We start from the raw sequence: 23,731 nt of genomic DNA on the forward strand, positions 1-23,731 counted from the left end.
AAGAGTAGAGGATCGGTAATGGCAACAGGAAAAATTGTACAAATCATCGGTGCCGTCATTGACGTTGAATTTCCACAAGATGCAGTGCCAAAAGTCTATGATGCGCTGAAAGTTGAAACCGGATTAACCCTGGAAGTTCAACAACAATTGGGCGGCGGAATTGTACGCTGTATCGCAATGGGTTCATCGGACGGTTTAAAACGTCATTTGAGCGTCACCAACACCAACAGCCCGATTTCAGTGCCGGTGGGCGTGAAAACGCTTGGCCGTATCATGAACGTATTGGGTGACCCGATTGATGAATTGGGGCCAATTGGGGCGGAAGAAAATTGGTCTATCCACCGTGAAGCGCCAAGTTATGAAGATCAAGCCAACAGCACCGAATTATTGGAGACCGGTATCAAGGTTATCGACTTGGTATGCCCGTTTGCCAAAGGGGGGAAAGTCGGTCTGTTCGGTGGTGCCGGCGTGGGTAAAACCGTAAACATGATGGAATTAATTCGTAATATCGCAATCGAACACTCCGGTTATTCGGTGTTTGCCGGGGTGGGCGAGCGTACTCGTGAAGGGAACGACTTCTACCATGAAATGCAGGATTCCAACGTATTGGACAAAGTATCGCTGGTTTACGGTCAAATGAACGAGCCGCCGGGCAACCGTTTGCGCGTGGCGTTGACCGGTTTGACCATGGCCGAGAAATTCCGTGACGAAGGGCGTGACGTATTGTTCTTCGTGGACAATATCTACCGTTATACTTTGGCGGGAACGGAAGTATCCGCACTTTTAGGTCGGATGCCGTCAGCGGTAGGTTATCAGCCGACCTTGGCAGAAGAGATGGGCGTGTTGCAAGAGCGTATCACCTCAACCAAAACCGGTTCGATCACCTCTATCCAGGCGGTTTATGTGCCGGCGGATGACTTGACCGACCCGTCACCGGCAACCACCTTTGCCCACTTGGACGCCACTGTGGTATTAAGCCGTCAGATTGCCTCGTTGGGGATTTATCCGGCGGTGGATCCGTTGGATTCGACCTCTCGCCAGTTGGATCCGTTGGTGGTCGGCAAAGACCACTATGAAGTGGCGCGTGGTGTGCAATCGACGTTGCAACGCTATAAAGAGTTGAAAGACATTATTGCGATTTTGGGTATGGACGAGTTATCGGAAGACGATAAACTGGTTGTTGCCCGTGCGCGTAAAATCGAGCGTTTCTTGTCGCAGCCGTTCTTCGTGGCGGAAGTCTTTACCGGTTCGCCAGGGAAATATGTGTCGCTGAAGGATACGATTGCCGGCTTTAAAGGGATTTTGGACGGTGAATACGATCATATTCCGGAACAAGCGTTCTATATGGTCGGCTCTATCGACGAAGTCTTGGCAAAAGCCGAGAAAATGTAATCACTCCCTCGGGTATGTGAGCAATAACAGAACTGAAGGAGAATAACATGGCATCTTCATTTGAGCTGACGGTGGTTAGTGCGGAGAAACAGATTTTCCATGGTGAAGTCAACAGTATTCAGGTTTCCGGTGTTGAAGGAGATCTGGGTATTTTACCGGGACATACCCCGTTATTGACCGAAATCAAACCTGGCGTGTTGCAAATCAAACAGGAAAACGGACAGGAAGTGATTTATGTGTCCGGCGGTTTTCTGGAAGTACAACCGCAACTGGTGACGGTATTGGCCGATACGGCGATTCGCGGTGACGAATTGGATAAAGATCGCATTCTTGCCGCCAAACGCCGCGCCGAGGAAAATACCCACTCCAAACACGGCGATGTGGATTATTCCTTGTTGTCATCGAAACTGTCGCGCGAGTTGGCAAAATTGCAGGCTTACGAATTGACTGAAAAGCTGACCAAGACCAAACGTTAATTCGACTGATCGATAATCGTCATTTAAATCCGCTGTCTTATTTAAGTCAGCGGATTTTATGTTTATAGGCGATGAGCGCTTTGCTAAAAAACTTCCAGATGAGAATTATCACCGCCAAGGCGATAAAAAACAGCGGTTGTAAGGCGTTGCCTTTGGTTGACCAGTAGTAGTGGATAACGGCGAATACTATCGCCAAATTGCTGAACTGGTGTAACAAAAACCAGTTTTTTGCCAATTTGCGGTGCAGGAACGGAATTGAGCTGATCGCAACCGATAAAAACAGCAAAAATGCCAAAGTGCCGACGAGCAGATAAGGACGTTGTAGGATTTCACTTAAAAACAGCGTTAGATCAAATGCCAATTCCAGTGCCAAATAAGCGGCAATATGTAGAACCAGCCAAAACAAGCCCCATAAGCCCAATGTTTTATGCAGTGCCAATAACCGCCCTTTGCCGAATAAGCGGTTGAGAATTCGCAGGCTGAATAGCGCGCTGAAAATATAAAGCGCGGTCAAGCCGAAAAAGTGAATCAATTCTTTGATCGGATCGGCGCCGAACACCAAACCGATATCCTGATAATGCAAAATATAAGCTAACCACAGCAGCGGCAGCAAGCAAGCGCCGTGAATGGCAAGGCGCACGGCGGTAAACATCAAAAATGCGTCCTTAAATCCAAGCCTTGATACAGTGCGGCGACCTCATCGGCATAGCCGTTAAACAGTAAAGTCGGTTGCCGTTTTACCGAAAACAATCCGCCGCTGCCGATTACCCGTTCACTGGCTTGCGACCAACGCGGATGATCCACCTCAGGGTTCACATTGGCATAAAAGCCGTATTCGTGCGCGGCTAATTTTTGCCAGGTATTTAGCGGTTGTTGTTCGGTCAGGGTGATTTTAACCACCGATTTAATGCTTTTGAAACCGTATTTCCACGGCACGGTCAAACGCACCGGTGCGCCGTTTTGCGGCAAGAGATCTTTGCCGTACAGTCCGACCGCCATTAACGTTAACGGGTGCATCGCCTCTTGCATGGTCAAGCCTTCGACATAAGGATAATCGATACCGCCGCCAAAATAGCGATCGTGCTGTCCTGGCATCTGCTGCGGATCGTACAGCGTTTCAAAACGCACATATTTGGCATTGGCGGTCGGATCCGCCAGTTTAATCAGTTGGTTCAGCTCAAATCCGCGCCACGGAATCACCATCGACCAAGCCTCGACACAACGAAAACGGTAAATCCGTTCTTGCAGGGCAAAGCGGTTATGCAGATCGTCCCAGTCCAGCGTCAGCGGATTATTCACCTCGCCGTCAACGGTTAAGGTCCACGGATTGGTTTTAAATTCGGCGGCATAACGTTGCGGCTGATCTTTGCTGACACCGAATTCATAAAAATTGTTGTAACCGATCACTTTATCTTCCGGTGTTAAGGTCAACGCAGGGTCGGTTTCCAGTAACTTTTGTGCCCGGGCAAAATCAGGTAGCAGCAAACTGCTGCCGGCTACCCCAAGTGCAGTCAGGATTTTACGCCGTTGGTGAAAAATGCGTTCGTCGGTGACATCGTTTTCTATTAATTTTTTCATTGGCTGTCCTTTTATGTTCCAGTATTTTTATGAGTGCAGAGACAAATATATTGTGAGGAATGTTGTTGTACTTAGACAAGAGTATGTTAAAAAATGCAGTAAATTGAAGGTATTTAGTGTAAAAAAAACCGATTTTCGGTCTATTTAATCAATCGGCGAAAGTATTGCGCTCGTTTGATTGGGTTTGGAGAGAAATATAACAGGAACGATTTTATTATCGCTCCTGTTAACTTATTGTATTAAAACAGAAAAGTGCGGTTTATATTTATTTGATCACGCCGCATGCCATTCTCGCTCCGCCACCGCCCAGCGGCGCGGGGTGATCGGAATGGTTGTCGCCGCCGGCATGAATCATAATTGAACGCCCTTCGATCTCTTCCAGCGATTTTAAACGCGGCGCCAATACCGGATTGCTTGCCGTGCCGTCAGCATTGACGGTTAATGCCGGCAAATCGCCTAAGTGGGCATCATCTTGCCAAGGAAAGCCGTGTTTATTGGTGTTTTTCGGATCCCAATGTCCGCCTGCCGCCAAGCCGGCAACCAATTTGCCGTCTTTCTCTTGAGGTTCGCAGCTCGGGTTTTGGTGAATGTGGAAACCGTGCAGACCGGCGCTCAGACCGTGCAACTCAGGAGTGAATACCAGTCCGTAGGCGGATTCGCTGACGATGATTTTTCCGATATCTTTATTGCCGTTTGCCGGATCGAGCAGCTGCACCTGAATGGTCAGACCGTCGTCATGCTGGTGGTTGTGTGCCGCCGCCGTTATCGGTAAGGCAAAAGCAGAAAGCGAAAGTGCGGTGATCAATAGTGTTTTTTTCATAATCTCTCCTGTAATGGCAATCTTAGCGTGCAAAATAATATACGCCAAAGCACCGTTTAGAAATTAAACGGACTGTTACACAATAAAGCAAAACGCGGATTAAGCTAAGTGATCTTGCTCACAAAATAGAAAAATCCCGCTGTTTAAAATAAACAACGGGATTGGATTATGCAGCTAAAACGGAAATTACAGAATTTCTTTCGCTTTTGCCACCACGTTTTCAACGGTGAAGCCGAACAGTTTGAATAGTTGATCTGCCGGCGCGGATTCGCCGAAGCTGTTCATGCCGACCACACGGCCGTTGAAACCGACGTATTTATACCAGAAATCACTGATACCGGCTTCGATCGCCACACGTTTGCTGACCGCACTTGGTAATACCGCTTCACGGTAAGCGGCATCTTGTGCATCAAACACATTGGTGGACGGCATCGAAACCACCCGCACTTTGCGGCCTTCGGCACTTAATTGCTCGGCGGCTTTCACCGCCAGTTCCACTTCCGACCCGGTAGCGATTAAGATTAATTCCGGCGTACCGTCGCAATCTTTCAATACATACGCACCGCGTGCAACATTGGCTAACTGCTCTGGGCTGCGTTCCATTTGCGTTAAGTTTTGACGGGTGAAGATCATCGCACTTGGGCCGTCTTTGCGTTCGACGGCGGCTTTCCACGCAATCGCCGATTCCACTTGGTCGCAAGGACGCCAGGTTTGCAGGTTCGGGATCAAACGCAATGCCGCAGTCTGTTCCACCGGTTGGTGAGTCGGCCCGTCTTCGCCTAAGCCGATAGAGTCGTGGGTGTAAACAAACAGCACGCGTTGTTTCATCAATGCCGCCATGCGGATAGCGTTGTGCGCATATTCCATAAACATCAGGAAAGTGGCGCCGTAAGGAATGAAACCGCCGTGCAGTGCGATCCCGTTCATTATCGCCGACATGCCGAATTCGCGCACACCGTAGTTGATGTAGTTGCCGTCAACGATATTAGCGCGGATTGGTTTTGAGCCTGACCATAAGGTTAAATTCGAGCTTGCCAAGTCGGCGGAACCGCCCAAGAATTCAGGAAGTAACGGCGCATAGGCTTCGATTGCGTTTTGCGAGGCTTTGCGGCTGGCGATAGAAGCCGGATTGGCTTGCAGTTTTTCGATGAATTTTTGTGATTCCGCCGCCCAATTTGCTGGCAAATCTCCGTTCACACGGCGTTTGAATTCTGCGGCCAATTCAGGGTAAGCGGCTTGGTAAGCGGCAAATTTTTCGTCCCAGGCTTTTTCGGCGGCCTGACCTTTGGCTTTCGCGTCCCATTCGGCATAAATCTCTGCCGGAATTTCAAATGCCGCGTGCGCCCAGTTTAAGGCTTTGCGGGTTAAAGCGATCTCTTCGTCGCCCAACGGTGCGCCGTGGCTGTCGTGCGAGTTGGATTTGTTTGGTGAACCGTAACCGATAATGGTTTTGCAGATAATCAAGGTCGGCTTGCCAGTTTCCGCTTTCGCCTGTTCAACCGCACTTTTCACCTGCTCGGCATCGTGACCGTCAATTGCCGGAATCACTTGCCAGCCGTAGGCTTCAAAGCGTTTTTGCGTATCGTCGGTGAACCAGCCGTCAACATGACCGTCAATCGAGATATTGTTGTCGTCGTAGAAGGCGATCAATTTTCCCAAGCCTAGCGTACCCGCCAAAGAGCAGGCTTCGTGCGAAATCCCTTCCATCAAACAGCCGTCGCCCAAGAAAACATAGGTGTGGTGATCGATGATGTCGTGACCGTCACGGTTAAATTGCCCTGCCAAGGTTTTTTCTGCAATCGCCATGCCGACCGCATTGGTGATACCTTGTCCCAACGGGCCGGTGGTGGTTTCCACGCCCGGTGCGTAGCCGTATTCAGGGTGTCCGGGGGTTTTGGAATGCAGTTGACGGAACTGTTTCAGCTCATCGATTGACAAATCGTAGCCGCTCAAATGCAGCAGGCTGTAAATCAACATTGAGCCGTGTCCGTTGGACAGCACGAAGCGATCGCGGTTTGCCCAGCTCGGATTCGTTGGGTTATGCACTAAAAAATCGCGCCATAACACTTCGGCGATGTCCGCCATGCCCATCGGTGCGCCCGGGTGGCCGGATTTTGCTTTTTGCACCGCGTCCATACTTAAAAAACGGATCGCATTTGCCAATTCTCTGCGTGAAGCCATGTAGTTCTCCTGTTCAAAATAGAAATAATTATTTGCCAAAAATTTACCAAAAAATAGTTTACTGAGTTTACACCAATCTGAGAATAAATGTGGATAGATAATCTCAATGACTTAAATTTCAAAAACTTTTTGTGATCAACTTCACACTTCTTCTACCAATGAAAGTGCGGTTTCGACCACTTCGATTCCTGCTCCTGTTTTGTGCGCATTTTCGCTTAAATAACGCCGCCACTGTTTCGCCCCTTTGCAGCCTTGAAATGCACCGACCATATGCCGTGTGATATGGTTTAAATGCGTGCCTGCGCCGAGTTCTTTTTCGATATACGGCAACATGCGCTCTACCGCTTGGCGCGGGCTGACCACCGCACTTTGCGTATCAAACAGCGCCTGATCGATATGCCCGAGCAAACTGGGATTCTGATAAGCCTCGCGCCCGACCATGACGCCGTCGACAAACTGCAAATGGTGTAACATCTGATCAAGGGTCTTAATGCCGCCGTTAATCGCGATTTTTAACTGCGGAAAATCGCGCTTCAGCTGATAAACCCGTTCATAGTCCAATGGCGGAATTTCACGGTTCTCTTTCGGGCTTAGCCCTGACAGCCAGGCTTTGCGTGCGTGCACGATCAGCTCACTACAACCGGCAGCCTGCACTTTTTGCACAAACTCACACAGAAATTGATAGCTGTCGAGATCATCAATGCCAATCCGCGTTTTCACCGTCACCGGAATCGTGACCGCACTTTGCATTTTCGCCACGCATTCGGCGACCAAATCCGCTTTCGCCATTAAACAGGCGCCGAAAAAACCGTTTTGCACCCGATCGGACGGACAACCGACGTTCAGATTAATCTCGCTATAGCCGTATTGTTGCGCTTTTTGCGCACAGATTTTCAATTGCTCAGGATCGCTGCCACCCAGTTGTAGCGCTACCGGCTGTTCGCCTTGATCGTAAGTCAGGTGATCATATTTAGCGTGAATAATCGCGCCGGTGGTGATCATCTCGCTGTACAGCAACGCGTGTTGGCTGAACTGACGGTGAAAATAGCGGCAGTGGCGGGTGGTCCAATCCAACATCGGTGCAACCGAAAAACGTCCGCGGTAGTAACTGTTTTGTGTCATATTTGCTGTTATGCTCATAGGGTCTGTTGCTGTTTGTTTATATTTTGAATTATTGTTTAAAATTAAGGAGTTGCCGTTGTTTTTGCTTGGGTGCTGTCGTGATCTTGCTGAATCCGCTGGCGGAAACGGCCGGCGGCAAAATGATAAAACGGTTTCGGGCAGAATTGGCGCGAAACCAGCGAGGCAAGCAGGCTGCAAACCAACAGCCAGAACAGAACCGGTTGGCTGCCGGTCATTTCCATCACCACCACGCTGGCGGTGACCGGCGATTGGGTTGCCGCCGCCAAAAATGCCGCCATTGACAGCAGCACCAGCAAACGCTGATCGACCACACCGTCGGTGATTTCCCAAATTTGTGCGCCCAATGCCGCACCGGTGGTCAGCGCCGGCGTAAAAATCCCACCGGCAATGCCCGCCCAGTAAGTCGCGACGGTGGCAAATAATTTGGCAATGCCCAAGCCTTCGTTTGGCAGCGGGGTGTCGTTTAATAGTTCGGTGACTACTTGGTAGCCGGTGCCGTAAGTGTTGCCGTTGGAATAGCTGCCCAATGCGGCTAAACCCAAGCCGAGTAAAAAGGCGATCCCCAGCGGATGGCGGCGAATCCAGCCGCGCCATTTTGCCGGAGAATAGGCCGCCAGCCCCTTGCCGAGCAAACGGGCAAACAAACCGCCGAAAACGCCGCACACCGCCGCGCAGCACAACACCCACAGGTACATATAAGGCACGCTGGTCGCACCGGAATAGTGCGGAAAGTAAGGATTATTGCCCATGATCGCAACCAGAATAAAGCCTGCCGCCAGCACGCCCAGCAGCACGCGCCGTTCCCAACGCAATAAAACGCCGCGCCCCAGCTCCTCAATGGCGAAAATCACGCCTGCCAGCGGCGCATTAAAAGCCGCCGCCAAACCGCCGGCGGCGCCGGTTGCCATCAGCTCGTTGCTGCTTAACCCTTTGAAGGCCAAATTGTGTTTACGGCAAAAATTGCCCCACGCCAACATCACCGCCGCACCGACTTGCACCGACGGCCCTTCGCGTCCGACCGAGGCGCCGAGCAGCATGGCGAAAAAGGTCAGCGGAATTTTCCACAGCGTTTGCCCGAACGCCACCAGACGGGTTTTATTACTGCCGTGCGGCAAGGCGATACTGGCGATCACTTGCGGAATGCCGCTGCCGGCAACGTAGGGCGTGTATTTGGCGGTAAACCACGAAAGTGCGGTCAGACCGAACGGTAAGATTAGCCAAGCCAAATAGGGGTGTTTTGCCGTCCAATGGGCGTTCCACTCCAGCCCTAAATCCGCCAACAGCGCAAAGCCGAGGGAAAATAGCGCAACCCACGCCGCACCGATTAACAGACAGGCGAATTCCAGACTTTTGCGCGACAGGCGCGAAGTTTGATGGCTTTTGTGGCGTAAATAAAACCGCACTTTGCGTGCAACAGCGTGAATATCCAACATGAACGGCAGCGTAAAAAGATAACGTGGGCAAATTATAGCGGAAAAGTGCGGTTTCTCGCATCTCTTTTGCCGCAGCAATCCCCTTTTGTTAAAAAATAACATAAACTAAGGCGCAATGATCCTTGTTAAAGATAGATAGTATGAAAAAACCTCATCACCTTTCCCGCCGTTCCGCCACTCAAAAGAGAGGCGAAGTGCGGATTATCGCCGGCAGTTGGCGCGGGCGTAAATTGCCGGTGCTGGACAACCAAGGCTTGCGCCCGACCACCGATCGGATTAAAGAAACGCTGTTCAACTGGCTGATGCCGTATATCGTCGGTGCGCGCTGTTTGGACTGTTTTGCCGGCAGCGGCAGTTTGGGTTTTGAGGCATTATCGCGCCAAGCAAGTGCGGTACAGTTTTTCGAATTGGATAAAAGTGCGGTCAAACAGTTGCAGCACAACCTGCAACAGCTGGCTTGCGAGCGCGGCACGGTGCAACAGGGCAACACGCTGCAATTGCTGGCAAACGGCAACGGACAAGCGCCGTTTGATATCGTGTTTGTCGATCCGCCGTTTCAGCGGCAGTTGATTGCACCGACGCTTGAATTGCTGCGGCATAATCATTGGTTGGCGGATAATGCGTTGATTTATATCGAAAGCGAAAAACAGCTGGGCGAAATCCAAACGCCGCCGGATTGGCAGTTGTTAAAAGAAAAAATCGGCGGCGAGGTCTGTTTTCGGCTGTATCAAAAACACTAGGGCCTCATAAACGAATTGTCAGGAAGCCCTGGCATGATGAACACAAAGCGGAGGAATAATATGCGTGCATTACTATTAACCCAAACCGACGGCAAGGTTGCCGCCGCCATTCAGGAAATCGACTTGCCGGATTCGCCGGAGTTGGTCAAGGTCAAAGTCCACTACTCCGGTTTGAACTACAAAGATGGTTTGGCGCTTCACGGCAAGTTGATCCGCCGCTTTCCACTGGTGGTTGGTATCGATTTTTGCGGCGAAGTGGTCAGCAGTCCGAGCGCCGATTTTAGCGTCGGGCAAAAGGTGCTGCTGACCGGTTTCGGCTATGGCGAGAGCCGTGACGGCGGCTTGGCGGAATATGCGCTGGTCGAACCGCAGCATTTGTTGCCGTTGCCGTCCGGCTTGAGCGCGCGGCAGGCGATGATTATCGGTACTGCCGGCTTCACCGCGATGTTGTGCGTTAATGCGTTGTCGGAGGCGGGCGTTCAACCGCAGCACGGCGAAGTGGTGGTGACCGGTGCCAGCGGCGGCGTGGGGTCGACCGCACTTTATCTGTTAAAAAAATTGGGCTATCAAACCGTTGCAGTCTCTTCCAAACATACGGAACATGACCAATTGCGCGCTTTGGGCGCCGATCGGCTTTGCAGTCGGCAACAGTTCGACCAAGCGGCAAAACCGTTGGAAAAACAGCAGTTTGCCGGTTTGATTGATACCGTCGGCGGCACGATTTTGGCGAATTTATTGAGCAGATTGCAATATGGCGCAACGGCGGCGATTTGCGGATTGGCACAAAGTCCGCAGCTGAATACCACGGTAATGCCGTTTATTTTGCGCCATATCCGTTTGCAAGGCATTGATTCGGTGTTCTATCCGATCGAAAAGAGAGCGCAGGTCTGGCAGCAGTTGAGCCAATTGCTCGATGACGAATTTTATCGTTTGGTAGCGCAGGAAATCCGTTTATCCGATGTGGTGGACTACAGTCGCGGCTTTTTGCAAGGGCAAATTTGCGGCAGAACGGTGGTGAAAATCGCCGATTAAACTCTTAAACTGTGATCAAGCCCTTACTTTTAATGTTTGTTTTCGAACATTGTGTGGTAAAAAAAGGCTGGTTAGCGTAAAATCCTGATTAACAAGTTTCGTATTCGAATTTTTAGTGTTGAGAGTGGGGATTTTTATGGGCGCAACTTCTTCCGGCCGTTCACATAGCGATGTGATTATTATCGGCGGCGGGGCGACCGGTGCGGGCATTGCCCGTGACTGTAGCCTGCGCGGCTTAAGTGCGGTGCTGTTGGAGCGGCGCGACATCGCCACCGGTGCGACCGGACGTAACCACGGGCTGCTGCACAGCGGCGGCCGTTATGCGGTCAACGATCCGGAATCTGCCAAAGAGTGTATCGACGAAAATAATATTCTAAAACGAATCGCCAAACACTGCATTGATGACTGCAAAGGGCTGTTTATCAGCCTGCCGGAAGACGATTTGGCGTTTCAACAACCGTTTTTGCAAGCCTGCGCCGCCGCCGGTATTGACGCCCTGCAAATCGAGCCGGCGCTGGCTCGCCGTCTGGAGCCGTCGGTCAATCCCGATTTGATCGGCGCGATTGTCGTGCCGGACGGCAGCATCGATCCTTTCCGTTTGACTTCAGCCAATATGCTCGATGCCAAAGAGCGCGGCGCACAAGTGTTCAGCTATTGCGAAGTGCGGCAGTTAATCCGTGAAGGCAGTCGGGTGATTGGGGTGAAAGCCTTTGATTACAAACATAAAATCGAGCGCGAATTTTTTGCGCCGGTGGTGATCAACGCCGCCGGTATCTGGGGACAGGGCATTGCCGAATATGCGGATCTGAAAATCAAAATGTTTCCGGCGAAAGGGGCGTTGCTGGTGATGGGACACCGTCTGAACAACATGGTGATCAACCGTTGCCGCAAACCGGCGGACGCCGATATTTTGGTGCCCGGCGACACGATCAGCGTGATCGGCACCACCTCCAGCCGTATTCCTTATGATCAAATCGACAATATGGTCGTCACGCCGGAGGAGGTGGATATTTTAATCCGCGAGGGCGAAAAACTGGCGCCGAGCCTGCGCCACACCCGCGTGCTGCGCGCCTATGCCGGTGTGCGTCCGTTGGTGGCGACCGATGACGATCCGTCGGGGCGCAATGTCAGTCGCGGCATTGTGCTGCTGGATCACGCCGAGCGTGACGGTTTGGACGGTTTTATCACCATCACCGGCGGCAAACTGATCACCTACCGCTTAATGGCGGAATGGGCGACCGATCTGGCGTGTAAAAAATTGAACAAAAGCGCAAATTGCCGTACTGCCGAGATTCCGTTGCCCGGTTCAAACGAAAGTGCGGTCGAAACCCACCAAAAAATCTTTTCGCTGCCGACGCCGTTGAGAGTATCGGCGGTTTACCGGCACGGCTCGCGCGCGACGGCGTTATTGGAAAAAGAGAGGCTCGATCGCAGTCTGGTGTGCGAATGCGAAGCGGTGACCGCCGGTGAAGTGCGTTATGCGGTGGACGAATTGAAAGTCAATAATCTGGTGGATTTGCGCCGCCGCACCCGAGTCGGCATGGGTACTTGCCAAGGCGAATTGTGCGCTTGCCGTGCCGCCGGCTTGATGGCGCGGTTCAAGGTTGCCAATCCGCAGCAGTCCACCGCGCAACTGGCGTCGTTTATGGAGGAGCGTTGGCGCGGAATCGAGCCGATTGCGTGGGGCGATGCTTTGCGCGAAGCGGAATTCACCTCGTGGGTGTATTACGGCTTATTGGGTCTGAACGACGTGCCGCCGCCGACACAGCAACAATTACAAGGAACCGACAGCAATGAAGTTTGATACCTTAATTATCGGCGGCGGTTTGGCGGGGCTGACCTGCGGAATCCGTCTGCAACAAAACGGCCGGCGCTGCGCGATTATCAGTAATGGGCAAAGTGCGCTGGATTTTTCGTCCGGTTCGTTGGATCTGCTTAATTGCCTGCCGAATGGCGGGCAGGTGTGCGATTTGCCACAGGGATTGGCACAGTTTGTCCAAGCGCAGCCGCAACACCCTTACAGCCTGCTCGGCGTGGATTGCGTGTTGCAACAGGCGGTGCAATTTGAACGGCTTGCGCAGCAGTTGTCGTTGAATTTAAAACACGGCGGCACAAATAATCATCTGCGTTTAACGCCGTTGGGATCGTTGCGCCCGACTTGGCTGTCGCCTGCCAGCGTGCCGACTTTTGATTGCGATGAAAAAATGTTGTCGCCGCAAAAAGTGGCGGTGTTGGGGATTGAGGGGTTTAACGATTTTCAGCCACAGTTGTTATGCGACAATATGCAGCGGTTACCGCACTTTCAACAGTGGCAGCTGCATTTTGCCTATCTGCATATTCCGGAGCTGGATCACCTGCGTAACGACGCACGCGAATTTCGCAGTATCAATATTTCACAGGCGCTGGAGCACAAACTGAATTTTCAGCAATTGGTTGCCGAACTGAAAAAAGTGGCGGCAGGGGCGAAAATTGCGTTTCTGCCGGCATGTTTCGGTTTGGATAACGATGATTTTTTACAGCAGTTGCAGCAGGCTTGCGGCATTAAATTGTTTGAACTGCCGACCCTGCCGCCGTCGTTGCTGGGCATTCGTCAGCACCGTTTGTTGCAAAAAGCTTTCGAGCAGGCGGGCGGCATTATGATGAAAGGCGACAGCGTGCTGCGCGCCGAAATGACGGCAACGCAAGTGACCGCACTTTACACCCGTTTGAATGAAGAGGTGGCGTTGAGTGCCGAGCATTATGTGTTGGCGAGCGGCAGTTTTTTCAGTAACGGTTTGGTGGCGAGCTTTGATCAGATCATCGAACCGATTTTCGGTTTGGATCTGTTTAAACAGGAACAACGCAGTCAATGGACACACCACCGTTTTGCTGCCAGCCAGCCGTACCAACAGTTCGGTGCTAAAATCAACGCCCGTTGCCAAGCGATAAAACAGCAGCAGGTTGTGGAAAATCTGTATGCGATCGGTGCGGTGGTCGGCGGTTATGATGCGATTCATCAGGGCTGCGGTTCGGGGGTGGCGGTCGTGACCGCACTTGCGGCGGCGGAGCAGATTTTGCAGGGGGAAACGCAATGAATTTACAACAATTAATTCAACAGGCGGAGCGCACGCAAGCGCAAATCCATCAGGACAACAGCTTTGAAAGCTGCATTAAATGTACCGCCTGCACCGCCGTTTGTCCGGTTTCGCGCAATAATCCGTTTTATCCGGGGCCGAAACAATCGGGGCCGGACGGCGAGCGCTTGCGCCTGAAAAGTGCGGAGTTTTACGACGAGGCGCTGAAATACTGCACCAACTGCAAACGCTGCGAAGTGGCGTGTCCGTCCGATGTCAAAATCGGCGATATTATCGTGCGTGCACGCAACCGTTACAGCAAAAAACAGGATAAACCGGCGATTCAAAAACTGCGTGACGCCGTGTTAAGCAACACCGATATTATGGGCTCGCTTTCCACGCCGTTTGCGCCGCTGGTCAATGCGGTGACCGGCTTGAAAGCCACCCGTTTTTTACTGGATAAAACCCTCAAAGTCGCCAAGCAGCGCAGCCTGCCGAAATATTCCTTCGGCACGTTCCGCCAGTGGTACGGCAAAGTGGCGGCGCAGCAACGGCAATTTGCCGAACAAGTCGGTTATTACCACGGCTGTTATGTCAATTACAACAACCCGACCTTAGGCAAAGAGCTGATCGCGGTGTTCAATGCGATGAATATCGGCGTGGTGTTGTTGGAAAAAGAGAAATGCTGCGGCGTGCCGTTGATGGTCAACGGTTTCCCTGAACGGGCGAAAAAACAGGGCGAATTCAATATTCAGCAGTTGGAAAAAGCGGTGGGCGAGCGCCGGCTGGATATTGTCGGCACGTCGTCAACCTGCACTTTGACCCTGCGCGACGAATATCAGCATATTTTAGGCTTGGATAACCGCAAAGTGCGCTCGCATATCCAACTGGTCACCCGTTATCTGTATACACTATTGGAACAAGGCAAAACCCTACCGTTGAAACCGCTGCCGCTGCGAATCGGCTACCACACCGCCTGCCATATGGAAAAGAGCGGTTGGGTACCGTACACCATTGAAGTGTTGCGCAAAATTCCGCAGTTGGAAATCGTTATGCTCAATTCGCAATGTTGCGGCATCGCCGGCACTTACGGCTTCAAAGCGGAAAACTACGACACCGCACAAGCGATCGGCAACGGCTTGTTCCAACAAATCGAACAAGGCGGTTTCGATTATATTGTTTCCGATTGCGAAACCTGCAAATGGCAAATTGAGATGTCCACCAGCAGACAGTGCCTGCACCCGATCACGTTGTTGGCGATGGCGTTGGATAAATAAAATCGCAAAGTGCGGTATAAGCGCTTTATTAACAAATACAAAGTGCGGTTCGGGCGGAGAGACAATCCGCCCTTGCGCTCTGATCTATACCGCCCCATATGCCGCTCCAGCTACTCCGTCTCATTTGCGCCGCCTTATCAAATACCGTTAATCATCGGAATGTGGCGGTGCGACCGCACTTTTACGCCGTTTTCGTCAAGATCGTGTTTTCGGCAAAAATGTGCTTTAATAAGCGGCGCTGTAACCTTTAACCATAACAACGATTAACAACCACCGACGGCTTGGCTAAACATGAATAAAATCGCCCTCTCTTATCTCCTCAATTTACTGGCGCGGCGCGATTACAGCGCGGCGGAAATCCGGCAAAAAATGGCGGCGAAAGGATTCGAGCCGGCGGATATCGAGGCGGTGCTTGAGCATTGCCGACAAAAGGGCTGGCAAAGCGATGTGCGCTTTTGTGAAAATTATCTGCTGTCGCGCAGCCGTAAAGGTTACGGGCCGGCAAGAATCAAACAGGAGTTGCAGCAAAAAGGGGTGGCAAGTGCGGTGATTAGCGAGCAGTTTCAGGTTTGTGAGATTGATTGGTTTGCGCTTGCCGAAAGTGTGTTCGCTAAAAAATATGCCACATATTCGGCGGCGGAGTGGACGCCGGCGTTAAAACAGAAGGCTTGGTGGTTTATGTTAAGTCACGGATTTCATTCGGATCATTTTGCCCACCTTTTAAAAATCGAATCGGATTAGAAAATATCTGGCTGTTTTTTAATCTTTTGATTGCGGCAAACCGCACTTTGTGGCTAAATACACCTATCCTTAATTCCCTCATTTATCATGTAGTTAGAATATTTGTTATAGCTTAATGGATTAACTATGATCAGTATTGAAAAATATAACTTTTTGCATTTCGAAGCTTTGACAAGCTACCAGCTGGACGCCGAACAAGCCCGCTTTGTTCGCCAACCATGGCAATGGTTTGAAGGTCAAACGCTATTGCTGAGCAATAATATGACCGGAGTGACCATTTTGGAAAATGGGGTGGCAATCGGTTTTTTTGTATTGGATCGCGGCATGGAGAAGTTCGAATATACCAATAATCAGCAAGCAATTTTGCTGCGCTCTTTTTCGATTAATCCGCACTATCAGGGCAACGGTTTTGCCACTGCCGCCCTTGCGCCCAATTTGATCGACTCCTTTATCTATAATTTATCCCCCAAATACAATGAAATTGTGTTGGCGGTCAATCCATTGAACCAGCGCGCCTATCAGCTTTACCTGCGTTGCGGCTTTCAGGCTGCCGGTCGGGTGATCATTAATGTGCGCGGCGCCCGTTCGGTGCTGGTACGGCAGATCGGAGCTACTGACGGGAATTGAGCGGCATGTTGTCAATTCCCGTTGCTGCCGAGCAGATCTTCCAGTTCTTGTTGTGCGCCTAGCCAGTCGAATTCGACCAGCTCCAACGCTTTTTTCAATTCGACTTGCCGGCTTAACAGTTCGCTCAAGCGCGCTTTGTTTTCGTCCTGATAAAGCGCGCTGTCGGCAAGCTGTTGTTCTATTTGGTTTAAGTCGTTTGAATGCTGATCAAGTTGTTTCTCCAACTGCTGAATTTTTTTGCGCAGCGGTGCGCTTTGTTGGCGCCGTTCGGCCTCCAGCCGCTTTTGTTCTTTACGGTTCGGGGTATTTTCTGTTTTTCCACCGCTCTCCTCCGCTTTGTCAGCGGTTTGATTGGCGCTGTCGTTCAGCCATTTTTGATAATCCTCCAGATCGCCGTTGAAATCGTCCACTTTCTGATCGTGCACCAGATAAAAATCATTCACGGTGTTACGCAGCAAATGGCGATCGTGCGACACCACCACCAGCGAGCCTTGATAATCGACCAAGGCTTCGGTCAAGGCTTGGCGCATATCCAGATCCAAGTGGTTGGTCGGTTCGTCCAATAACAATAAATTCGGGCGCTGCCACACGATCAACGACACCACCAAACGGGCTTTTTCGCCGCCGGAGAAGCTGCTGACCGCTTGTTTGACTTTATCGCCGTGAAACGCGAAGCCGCCCAAGTAATCGCGCAGCTGCTGTTCGGTTTGCTGCGGTGCAAGACGTGCCAAATGCCAAAGTGCGGTTTCATCGGCACGCAGGGTATCCAACTGGTGTTGCGCAAAGTAGCCGAGCTGCACGCCTTTCGCCAGTTGCACCACGCCGTTTTGCGGGGCTAATTCGCCCGCCAAGAGTTTGATCAGCGTTGACTTGCCGGCACCGTTGCGCCCCAACAAACCGATACGCGAGCCGGGCACAAGATTGAGTTTGACCGATTGCAACACGGTTTTGTCGGCGTAACCGGCGCTGACCTTTTCCATACTTAAAATCGGGTTCGGCAACGACAGCGGTGCTCTGAACTCGAATTTAAACGGATTATCCACATACGCCGGCGCAATCAGTTCCATGCGCTCCAAGGCGCGGATTCGGCTTTGTGCTTGTTTCGCTTTGCTGGCTTTGGCACGGAAACGGTCGATATAGCTTTGCAGATGTTCGACTTTTTGCTGTTGCTGGCGATAGAGGGCGTTTTGCTGCGCCAGTTTGGTGGCGCGCTGCACTTCAAACGAGGAGTAATCGCCGCTGTATTCGTTCAGCTGCTGCTGTTCGATATGTAAAATTTTACTCACCACTGGATCAAGAAAATCGCGGTCGTGGGAAATCAGAATCAATGTGCCCGGATAGCGGCTTAACCAGCGTTCCAGCCAGATCACCGCATCCAAATCCAAGTGGTTGGTCGGTTCGTCCAACAGCAATAAATCGGAGCGGCAGATCAACGCCTGTGCCAAATTGAGACGCATGCGCCAGCCGCCGGAAAAGGATTTGACCGCACTTTGCAGCTGCTCGTTCTCAAAGCCTAAGCCGTGCAATAATGTAGCGGCGCGCGATTGGATAGTCCAAGCATCGATGGTATCCAGCTTGGCGTGCAGCAACGCGATTTGATTGCCGTCGTTGTTGGCATTTGCCTGCGTTAATTCGGTGGTTAGTTGGATATATTCGCGATCGCCTTGAATCACATAATCCAAGGCGCTGATCTCCAATGCCGGTGTTTCTTGGTTGACCCAAGCCAGCGACCAATTTGACGGAAATTTAACCTCGCCGCCCTCGCTGCTCATTTCGCCTTTAAGTAAAGAAAGTAAAGAGGATTTGCCGCAACCGTTTTTGCCGACCAAGCCGACTTTTTGTCCGGGATTAATGGTGGCATTGGCGTGTTCGAGTAGCGTGGTTAAGCCGCGCTTGAGGGTGAGGTCAGTAAAAAAAATCATTTTTTGTTTTATTTTGTTAATAGATTATTGCACAATGATAACATAACTCTTAAGTATTCAGGATGAATAATGTTTGACTCTTTGATTGTACAATTTGTGGTACTGTGGGCTGTAATCGATCCTATCGGTTCCGTGCCGGTTTATCTTGCTAAAACAATCGGATTGCCGCTGGAAGCGCGTCATCGGATTGCGCGTAACGCAACTTTAATCTCCGCCGGTATTTTGGTGTTTTTCCTGATCGCGGGTCAACTATTGTTAGAAGCGATGCAAATTCCGTTGACGGCGTTCCAAACCGCCGGCGGCTTGGTGTTGCTGCTGTTTGCCTTGACCATGATTTTCGGTGAGGGCAAGCCGAGCGAAGAGATGCGCATGCCGTCCAACTTGAATGAAATTGCGGTTTATCCGTTAGCCGTGCCGTCGATTGCTTCGCCCGGGGCGATGATGGCGATTGTATTGCTGACCGACAACCACCGTTTCAATGTCGGTGAGCAAATGCTGACTACATTGATTATGTTGATTATTTTGCTGATTACTTATCTGCTGTTTATCGCCGCCAACCGAATCCAGCGGATTATCGGCACCACCGGCGCAGCGATTATCAGTCGGGTGATGGGCTTGATTCTGGCTGCGGTGGCAATCAACAATATTTTACTCGGCGTGCGCGATTTCTTTATGTATGTGAAATAAGCGATACGGAAACCTACCGATAAGATGATGCTAAGACCAACATTATGTTGGTCTTTTTTTTGCTTCAGATGAGGTCTGTTGACCTTGTTGCCCACTTCAGGTAATCTCAAATCCTATTTTTAATTTATGTAAAAAAATAATGACATAATTGGGTATTATTTTTACGGTCGGGTGAGTCGAGGTTTCAGTGTCCCAAATATCGAAAGAGGTGAAAAGTGCGGTAGCCGAAGTGCCGCTTTACAGTAACAAACGGGCGCATCGTGCCGCCCTGAGCAGTTTTATGGGGGCAGTGGTCGATTGGTACGATTTTTTGCTGTACGGAATTGTTGCCGCATTGGTGTTTAATCATCAGTTTTTTCCCAATATCAGTCCGGCGATGGGTACGCTGGCGGCGTTTGCCACCTTTGGCATCGGCTTTTTATTCCGTCCGTTGGGTGGCGTGGTGTTCGGGCATTTCGGTGATCGGATCGGGCGCAAAAAAATGTTGGTGTTGACGGTATTTTTAATGGGCGGTTCGACGGTGCTGATCGGCTTGCTGCCTAATTTTGAGGCTATCGGCTGGGCGGCGCCGGTGCTGTTGGTCGTCTTGCGGGCGATTCAAGGCTTTGCCGTCGGCGGCGAATGGGGCGGCGCGGCGTTGATGGCGGTCGAAAGCGCTCCGCCGGGCAAGAAAGCGTTTTACAGCAGCGGGGTGCAAGTCGGTTACGGCGTCGGCTTAATGCTGGCGACCGGCAGCGTATCGCTGATCATTTACTTTTTCGGCAATGAGGCTTTTCATCAATGGGCATGGCGGATTCCGTTCGTCGCCAGCGTGGTGTTGCTGCTGGTGGCGTTGTGGATTCGGCGCAATCAGCAGGAATCGACCGAGTTTGAACAAACGGTGGTCAACGCCAAACAACAGGTTCGGCGGATGCCGATTATCGAGGCGGTCACTCGCCACCCGAAAGCCTTTTTATACATTATCGCCCTGCGTTTCGCCGAGTTGTTGACCATGTATCTGGTCACCAATTTCGCATTGAACTACTCGACCGTGCATTTGGGCATGTCGAGCAGTGTCTTTCTGAATATCGGTTTATTGGTCGGCGCAGTCAGCTGTGTCAGCATACCGCTCTTTGCCAAAATTGCCGATCATTACGGCTACCGTCGTATGTGCGTCGGCGGCGGTATTATCGGCGCGTTGAGTGCGGTGCCGTTCTTTTTAGCGATGGAACAGGGTAATCTGTTTTTGATTTACCTGTTTGCGATTCTGCTTGCCAATATTGCCCATGATATGGTGGTGAGCGTGCACCAACCGCTGTTTACCGAATTTTTCGGCACGGCTTACCGCTACAGCGGCGCCGGCGTCGGCTATCAGGTTGCCAGTATTGTCGGCGGCGGATTTACTCCGTTTATTGCGGCGGCGTTAGTGGCTTGGTATGACGGCGCTTGGTATCCGGTGGCGGTTTATTTGATGGTGGGTTGTTTATTAACCGCACTGGCGGCGGCAACTATGCAACGTAAGTAATCCAAACCTTACTGATTAAAAACTGAGTTACAAGCCGTCAAAAAGCCGCAATCTGAGACAGATGCGGCTTTTTTGATCGCAGCGTTTAGAAGCCGACACTTAGAAGCGATAGGCGATGTTCAGGTAGGCTTTGTTGCCTTTTTCCTGTTTATAGCCGTTGTGCTGCCAGCCGAAGGTGGCTTGCCAAGCATGATAATTTACCGCCAGCGCCAATTGCGTGCGCAAATGATCACGCTGTCCGGCGGTAGCCGTTTGTGCGATTGTCACGCTATCCAAGCGGCTGCTCACTTCCTGCGGGCGGGAAGTCAAATGCCGGATATAGGCAATGGCGACACTCGGCACAAACTGCCAGTCGGCATAACGCAAAGTGCGGTCTAATTTCAGTTCCAACAGCGCATTGGCTTCGCTTTGGCGAACAGCGTCATTGCGCAGTGCCAGCTCGCTATCGTGCTCGTTAAAGCCTTTCAGCTTCAAGTGATTGAGTTGTATGCCGATTGTCGGTTGCAACGACCAAGCGTTTTGCTGCCATACATAACCCGCACTCAAACCGATATTGCCGTTCCAACCGTGGGTTTTGCCTTTGGCGGTGGCGGCGACGCCGTTAAAGTGGCGCTGCTGTTTATAATGGATTTTTGCCAAAGACAAATCACCTTCGACAAACCAGTCTTGCGCCGAGCCAAGATAATAGCGTCCGCCGGTGGAAAAGCGGGTTTCGCGCATATCGGCGCTGGCATTCGCTTGGGTTACATCAAAGCGGTTGTCGGCTAAAGCCAGAGTTAGCAATGCCCGTTCGGACAGCATTTTATTGACGCCCAACGTCCGTTGTTTGGTTTTGTATTTCACCGCCGTGCCATGTTGATTGGCATGATAGCGGCTGTTATCACGTCCGTTTTCCGTCCAGACTTGCCATTCGCCGTTTTTCAAGGTTGCCGCCACTGACAATTGGCGATGTAACAAAGTGCGGTTTAACGCCGCTTGATCGAGCAGATGGCTGATACCGTTGGCATAAATACTGTTGCCCAAATTTGCGGGCAAGCCTTGCCAATCGCCGCTTTGCAAAGTGCGGTTCAGCCACTGGTTATAACTGCTGCGGCTGAAAGCCAAACGGCTGTCGCGCAATTGGTTTAAGGCATGGATTGCCGCAGCTTCGTTGCGGTTGGCGCTTGTTGTGGTTAACGTTGCCGGATTGACATTCAGCACAACCGCAGTCGGCGCAAACAGTAAATCATAGCGCAAACCTTGGGTTAACAGCGCTTGCGGTTGCAGCAGGGCGGAAAAGCCGCCGCTATAGCTCGCGCCGTTTTCCAGTTGCAGCACCTGCGCTGCGGTCTGTCCGGCTTGCGCCTGCGTAATATTCAGTCCAGCAGCGCTCACGCGTCCGCCCAACCGCACTTTTGCCGCTTTCCCATCGGCGATAATGCCCTGTGGTGCTTGCAGCGCCACCAATGCCGTATCTGCTAAGGTTAAGGGTTGTAAAAAGCGCATGCCTTCGGCAAGTAGCAAACCACTGATGTCGGTTGCGGCGTCAATCACACCGCGTCCGCTCAGGCTGGCTCGCGGCTTGATTTGTACACCGTTGCTTTGCAGGCGCTTGTCGACACGAAGATTACCTTGCTCAACCCGCGCATTTTCAGTTAAACGGGTATCGCCTTGCAGTGTCAATCCGCCTGCGGCAACGGTAATCCCTGTTAAGCGGTTGCTGTCGCCGCCCAATGTCAACCTTGCCGCACCGCGTTTAGTCAGCCGTCCACCGGCACTCAGGCTGTTCGACCAGCGATCATCACGGTTCAAGCTATAGCTTTCATCGCCGAGTAACTGCGCCGGTCCGTTCAACGCCTTTCCGACATTCACCATGCCCCAACCAAACGTATCGTCAACGCCTTTCTTGCCCAAATCGGTGGCGGTGGTCAACATGACATCGCGTATTTGCGCCATGCTCATATAATCAAAACGCTGCTTCAACAGCGCGGCAACGCCGCTGACCGTCGGTGCGGCATAGGATGTTCCTTGTTCAATGGTAAAGGTATAATCAACCGTGCCGGCCTGCGGATCACCTTTTGCCGCCAGCAATACCATGCTGCCGGGCGCGGCGATACACCAATTTTTGCTGACGCCGCAATGATTGGAATAGCTTTCCAGTTTATGATCCGCGCCGACCGCAATCACCGACAGATAATGTTTTTCCATTTGCGGGAAATAACGCGGCAACGCCGCCAAAATTCCCGGCTGGCGTTTCGATTCGTTACCGGCGGCAAAAACCTGTAAAATCCCTTTTTCGGTTGCCCGCTGTAAGCTGTTGATCAATACATTGGATAAATCCAGTTTGCCTTTATATTCGCGATCCATCTCCGCGGCGTGGTCAGAAACCGGATCTTCATTCCAGCTGTGGTTCATCACATGCAGTGTCGGCGCCTTATCGATCATATTATTAATCGCACCGGCAAACAGGGTGCGCGACAGTGGGCTTTTACCAAGTAACAGTTTTTTGTCATCTTGCTTATCGCCACTATCCGCTATCGGATCACGGGTTGCTGCGTAGGAGGTTTGATATAACGTCGCGCTTTTTGCAATGCCACCGAAATAATCCAGTTGTGGATTCTGTTCAGATTTCTGTGTGTCGGCGACAATAATCCCGCTGACTTGTCCGCCGTGGTTGTCATAGACCAGTTTTCCGCTTTTCTGATCTTTTTCCTTGGCCAAGATACGCGGGTCAAAGGTGTAAGGTTTGCCGTTGAGTGTCAGCGTGAAAGGCACGGGTATAATATCACGCTTGTTTTTCAATAGCGGATGTTGGTTAAAAAATCCGGAATCGACCACGCCGACCACAACGCCTTTGCCGTTATAACGGGCGGCAATACTATCCGTCAAGCCGATCGCCTCTTTCGGCTGTTTCAGATAGGGGAGCAGCTTTGCTTGATCTTCGGTCAGAGGCGCCGCTTGAACTTGTCCGCCCAAAATGGCGGCACTGATCACTAAACTAAGGTAAGAGGGGTTGAATTTAAACATCAAGACTCCTTTATTTTATTATTATAAATAGGTTTATTATTGATTTTTAAAGAAATAAATTAAAACGAGTTAATAATCGTTTTCATCTCCAAAAGACGGCGACACTCTATGCAATAAAA

19 protein-coding genes are annotated in these 23,731 nt (G+C 51.3%); 11 read left to right on the top strand and 8 right to left on the bottom strand.

Translation table 11 applies throughout. The annotated features are described in order from the left end of the window. Positions 1-18: 18 nt before the first annotated feature. Positions 19-1,392, top strand: a complete 1,374-nt coding sequence (atpD, locus tag B8880_RS10520) for a F0F1 ATP synthase subunit beta (protein ID WP_084257562.1) — start codon at positions 19-21, stop codon at positions 1,390-1,392. A gap of 47 nt (positions 1,393-1,439) precedes the next feature. Then, positions 1,440-1,868 carry a F0F1 ATP synthase subunit epsilon gene (locus tag B8880_RS10525; protein ID WP_084257563.1) on the top strand — a complete coding sequence of 143 codons (429 nt, stop codon included), beginning with the start codon at positions 1,440-1,442 and terminating at the stop codon, positions 1,866-1,868. 46 nt (positions 1,869-1,914) lie between these two features. Here the strand turns inward: B8880_RS10525 and B8880_RS10530 are convergent, their stop codons facing one another. The 6 genes from B8880_RS10530 to B8880_RS10555 all read right to left on the bottom strand — a co-directional run bounded on the left by B8880_RS10530 (position 1,915) and on the right by B8880_RS10555 (position 9,023). Next, complete coding sequence (locus tag B8880_RS10530; protein ID WP_084257564.1) at positions 1,915-2,520, bottom strand: protein-methionine-sulfoxide reductase heme-binding subunit MsrQ; 606 nt, start codon at positions 2,518-2,520, stop codon at positions 1,915-1,917. Beyond that, positions 2,520-3,446 (bottom strand): protein-methionine-sulfoxide reductase catalytic subunit MsrP, encoded by a 927-nt coding sequence (msrP, locus tag B8880_RS10535; protein WP_084257565.1) that lies wholly within the window; start codon positions 3,444-3,446, stop codon positions 2,520-2,522. The genes B8880_RS10530 and msrP overlap by 1 nt, the downstream gene beginning before the upstream one ends. A gap of 265 nt (positions 3,447-3,711) precedes the next feature. Beyond that, positions 3,712-4,266: a superoxide dismutase family protein gene (gene sodC / locus B8880_RS10540; protein ID WP_084257566.1), complete on the bottom strand. Its 555-nt coding sequence runs from the start codon at positions 4,264-4,266 to the stop codon at positions 3,712-3,714. Between the two features lie 186 nt (positions 4,267-4,452). Then, positions 4,453-6,447 carry a transketolase gene (tkt, locus tag B8880_RS10545; RefSeq protein WP_084257567.1) on the bottom strand — a complete coding sequence of 665 codons (1,995 nt, stop codon included), beginning with the start codon at positions 6,445-6,447 and terminating at the stop codon, positions 4,453-4,455. 141 nt (positions 6,448-6,588) lie between these two features. Beyond that, entirely contained in the window at positions 6,589-7,569 is a 981-nt protein-coding gene (dusA, locus tag B8880_RS10550) for a tRNA dihydrouridine(20/20a) synthase DusA (RefSeq protein ID WP_084257568.1), read from the bottom strand. A 62-nt stretch (positions 7,570-7,631) separates the two neighbouring features. Further along, entirely contained in the window at positions 7,632-9,023 is a 1,392-nt protein-coding gene (locus B8880_RS10555) for a chloride channel protein (protein ID WP_084257569.1), read from the bottom strand. 140 nt (positions 9,024-9,163) lie between these two features. On the opposite strand from B8880_RS10555, the gene rsmD reads away from it, so the two are divergent. The 7 genes from rsmD (at position 9,164) to B8880_RS10590 (ending at position 16,493) form a co-directional block, all read left to right on the top strand. Continuing rightward, the gene (rsmD, locus tag B8880_RS10560; protein WP_084257570.1) at positions 9,164-9,763 is read left to right on the top strand and encodes a 16S rRNA (guanine(966)-N(2))-methyltransferase RsmD; all 600 of its coding nucleotides are present in this window, start codon (positions 9,164-9,166) and stop codon (positions 9,761-9,763) included. A 60-nt stretch (positions 9,764-9,823) separates the two neighbouring features. Then, a complete protein-coding gene (locus B8880_RS10565) occupies positions 9,824-10,795 on the top strand; it encodes an MDR family oxidoreductase (RefSeq protein WP_084257571.1) in 972 nt (323 codons plus the stop codon). Between the two features lie 136 nt (positions 10,796-10,931). Next, entirely contained in the window at positions 10,932-12,599 is a 1,668-nt protein-coding gene (gene glpA / locus B8880_RS10570) for an anaerobic glycerol-3-phosphate dehydrogenase subunit A (RefSeq protein ID WP_084257572.1), read from the top strand. Next, positions 12,589-13,869, top strand: a complete 1,281-nt coding sequence (gene glpB, locus B8880_RS10575) for a glycerol-3-phosphate dehydrogenase subunit GlpB (RefSeq protein WP_084257573.1) — start codon at positions 12,589-12,591, stop codon at positions 13,867-13,869. Before glpA ends, glpB begins: the two co-directional genes overlap by 11 nt. Further along, complete coding sequence (gene glpC, locus B8880_RS10580; protein WP_084257574.1) at positions 13,866-15,125, top strand: anaerobic glycerol-3-phosphate dehydrogenase subunit GlpC; 1,260 nt, start codon at positions 13,866-13,868, stop codon at positions 15,123-15,125. Before glpB ends, glpC begins: the two co-directional genes overlap by 4 nt. Positions 15,126-15,416: 291 nt before the next feature. Beyond that, complete coding sequence (gene recX, locus B8880_RS10585; protein ID WP_084257575.1) at positions 15,417-15,866, top strand: recombination regulator RecX; 450 nt, start codon at positions 15,417-15,419, stop codon at positions 15,864-15,866. 126 nt (positions 15,867-15,992) lie between these two features. Further along, on the top strand, positions 15,993-16,493 hold the full coding sequence (locus B8880_RS10590) for a GNAT family N-acetyltransferase (RefSeq protein WP_084257576.1): 501 nt from the start codon (positions 15,993-15,995) through the stop codon (positions 16,491-16,493). Between the two features lie 11 nt (positions 16,494-16,504). Here B8880_RS10590 and B8880_RS10595 read toward each other — a convergent pair whose 3' ends face one another. Further along, positions 16,505-18,415 carry an ABC transporter ATP-binding protein gene (locus B8880_RS10595; protein ID WP_084257577.1) on the bottom strand — a complete coding sequence of 637 codons (1,911 nt, stop codon included), beginning with the start codon at positions 18,413-18,415 and terminating at the stop codon, positions 16,505-16,507. 69 nt (positions 18,416-18,484) lie between these two features. Between B8880_RS10595 and B8880_RS10600 the strand changes: the two genes are divergently transcribed. After that, the gene (locus B8880_RS10600) at positions 18,485-19,102 is read left to right on the top strand and encodes a MarC family protein (RefSeq protein WP_084257578.1); all 618 of its coding nucleotides are present in this window, start codon (positions 18,485-18,487) and stop codon (positions 19,100-19,102) included. A 187-nt stretch (positions 19,103-19,289) separates the two neighbouring features. After that, entirely contained in the window at positions 19,290-20,606 is a 1,317-nt protein-coding gene (gene shiA, locus B8880_RS10605; protein WP_208610912.1) for a shikimate transporter, read from the top strand. A 99-nt stretch (positions 20,607-20,705) separates the two neighbouring features. Here shiA and B8880_RS10610 read toward each other — a convergent pair whose 3' ends face one another. Then, positions 20,706-23,612: a S8 family serine peptidase gene (locus B8880_RS10610; RefSeq protein ID WP_084257579.1), complete on the bottom strand. Its 2,907-nt coding sequence runs from the start codon at positions 23,610-23,612 to the stop codon at positions 20,706-20,708. Positions 23,613-23,731: the final 119 nt, after the last annotated feature.

The sequence above is a fragment of the Pasteurella testudinis DSM 23072 genome (assembly GCF_900176075.1).
GTDB lineage: Bacteria > Pseudomonadota > Gammaproteobacteria > Enterobacterales > Pasteurellaceae > Chelonobacter > Chelonobacter testudinis.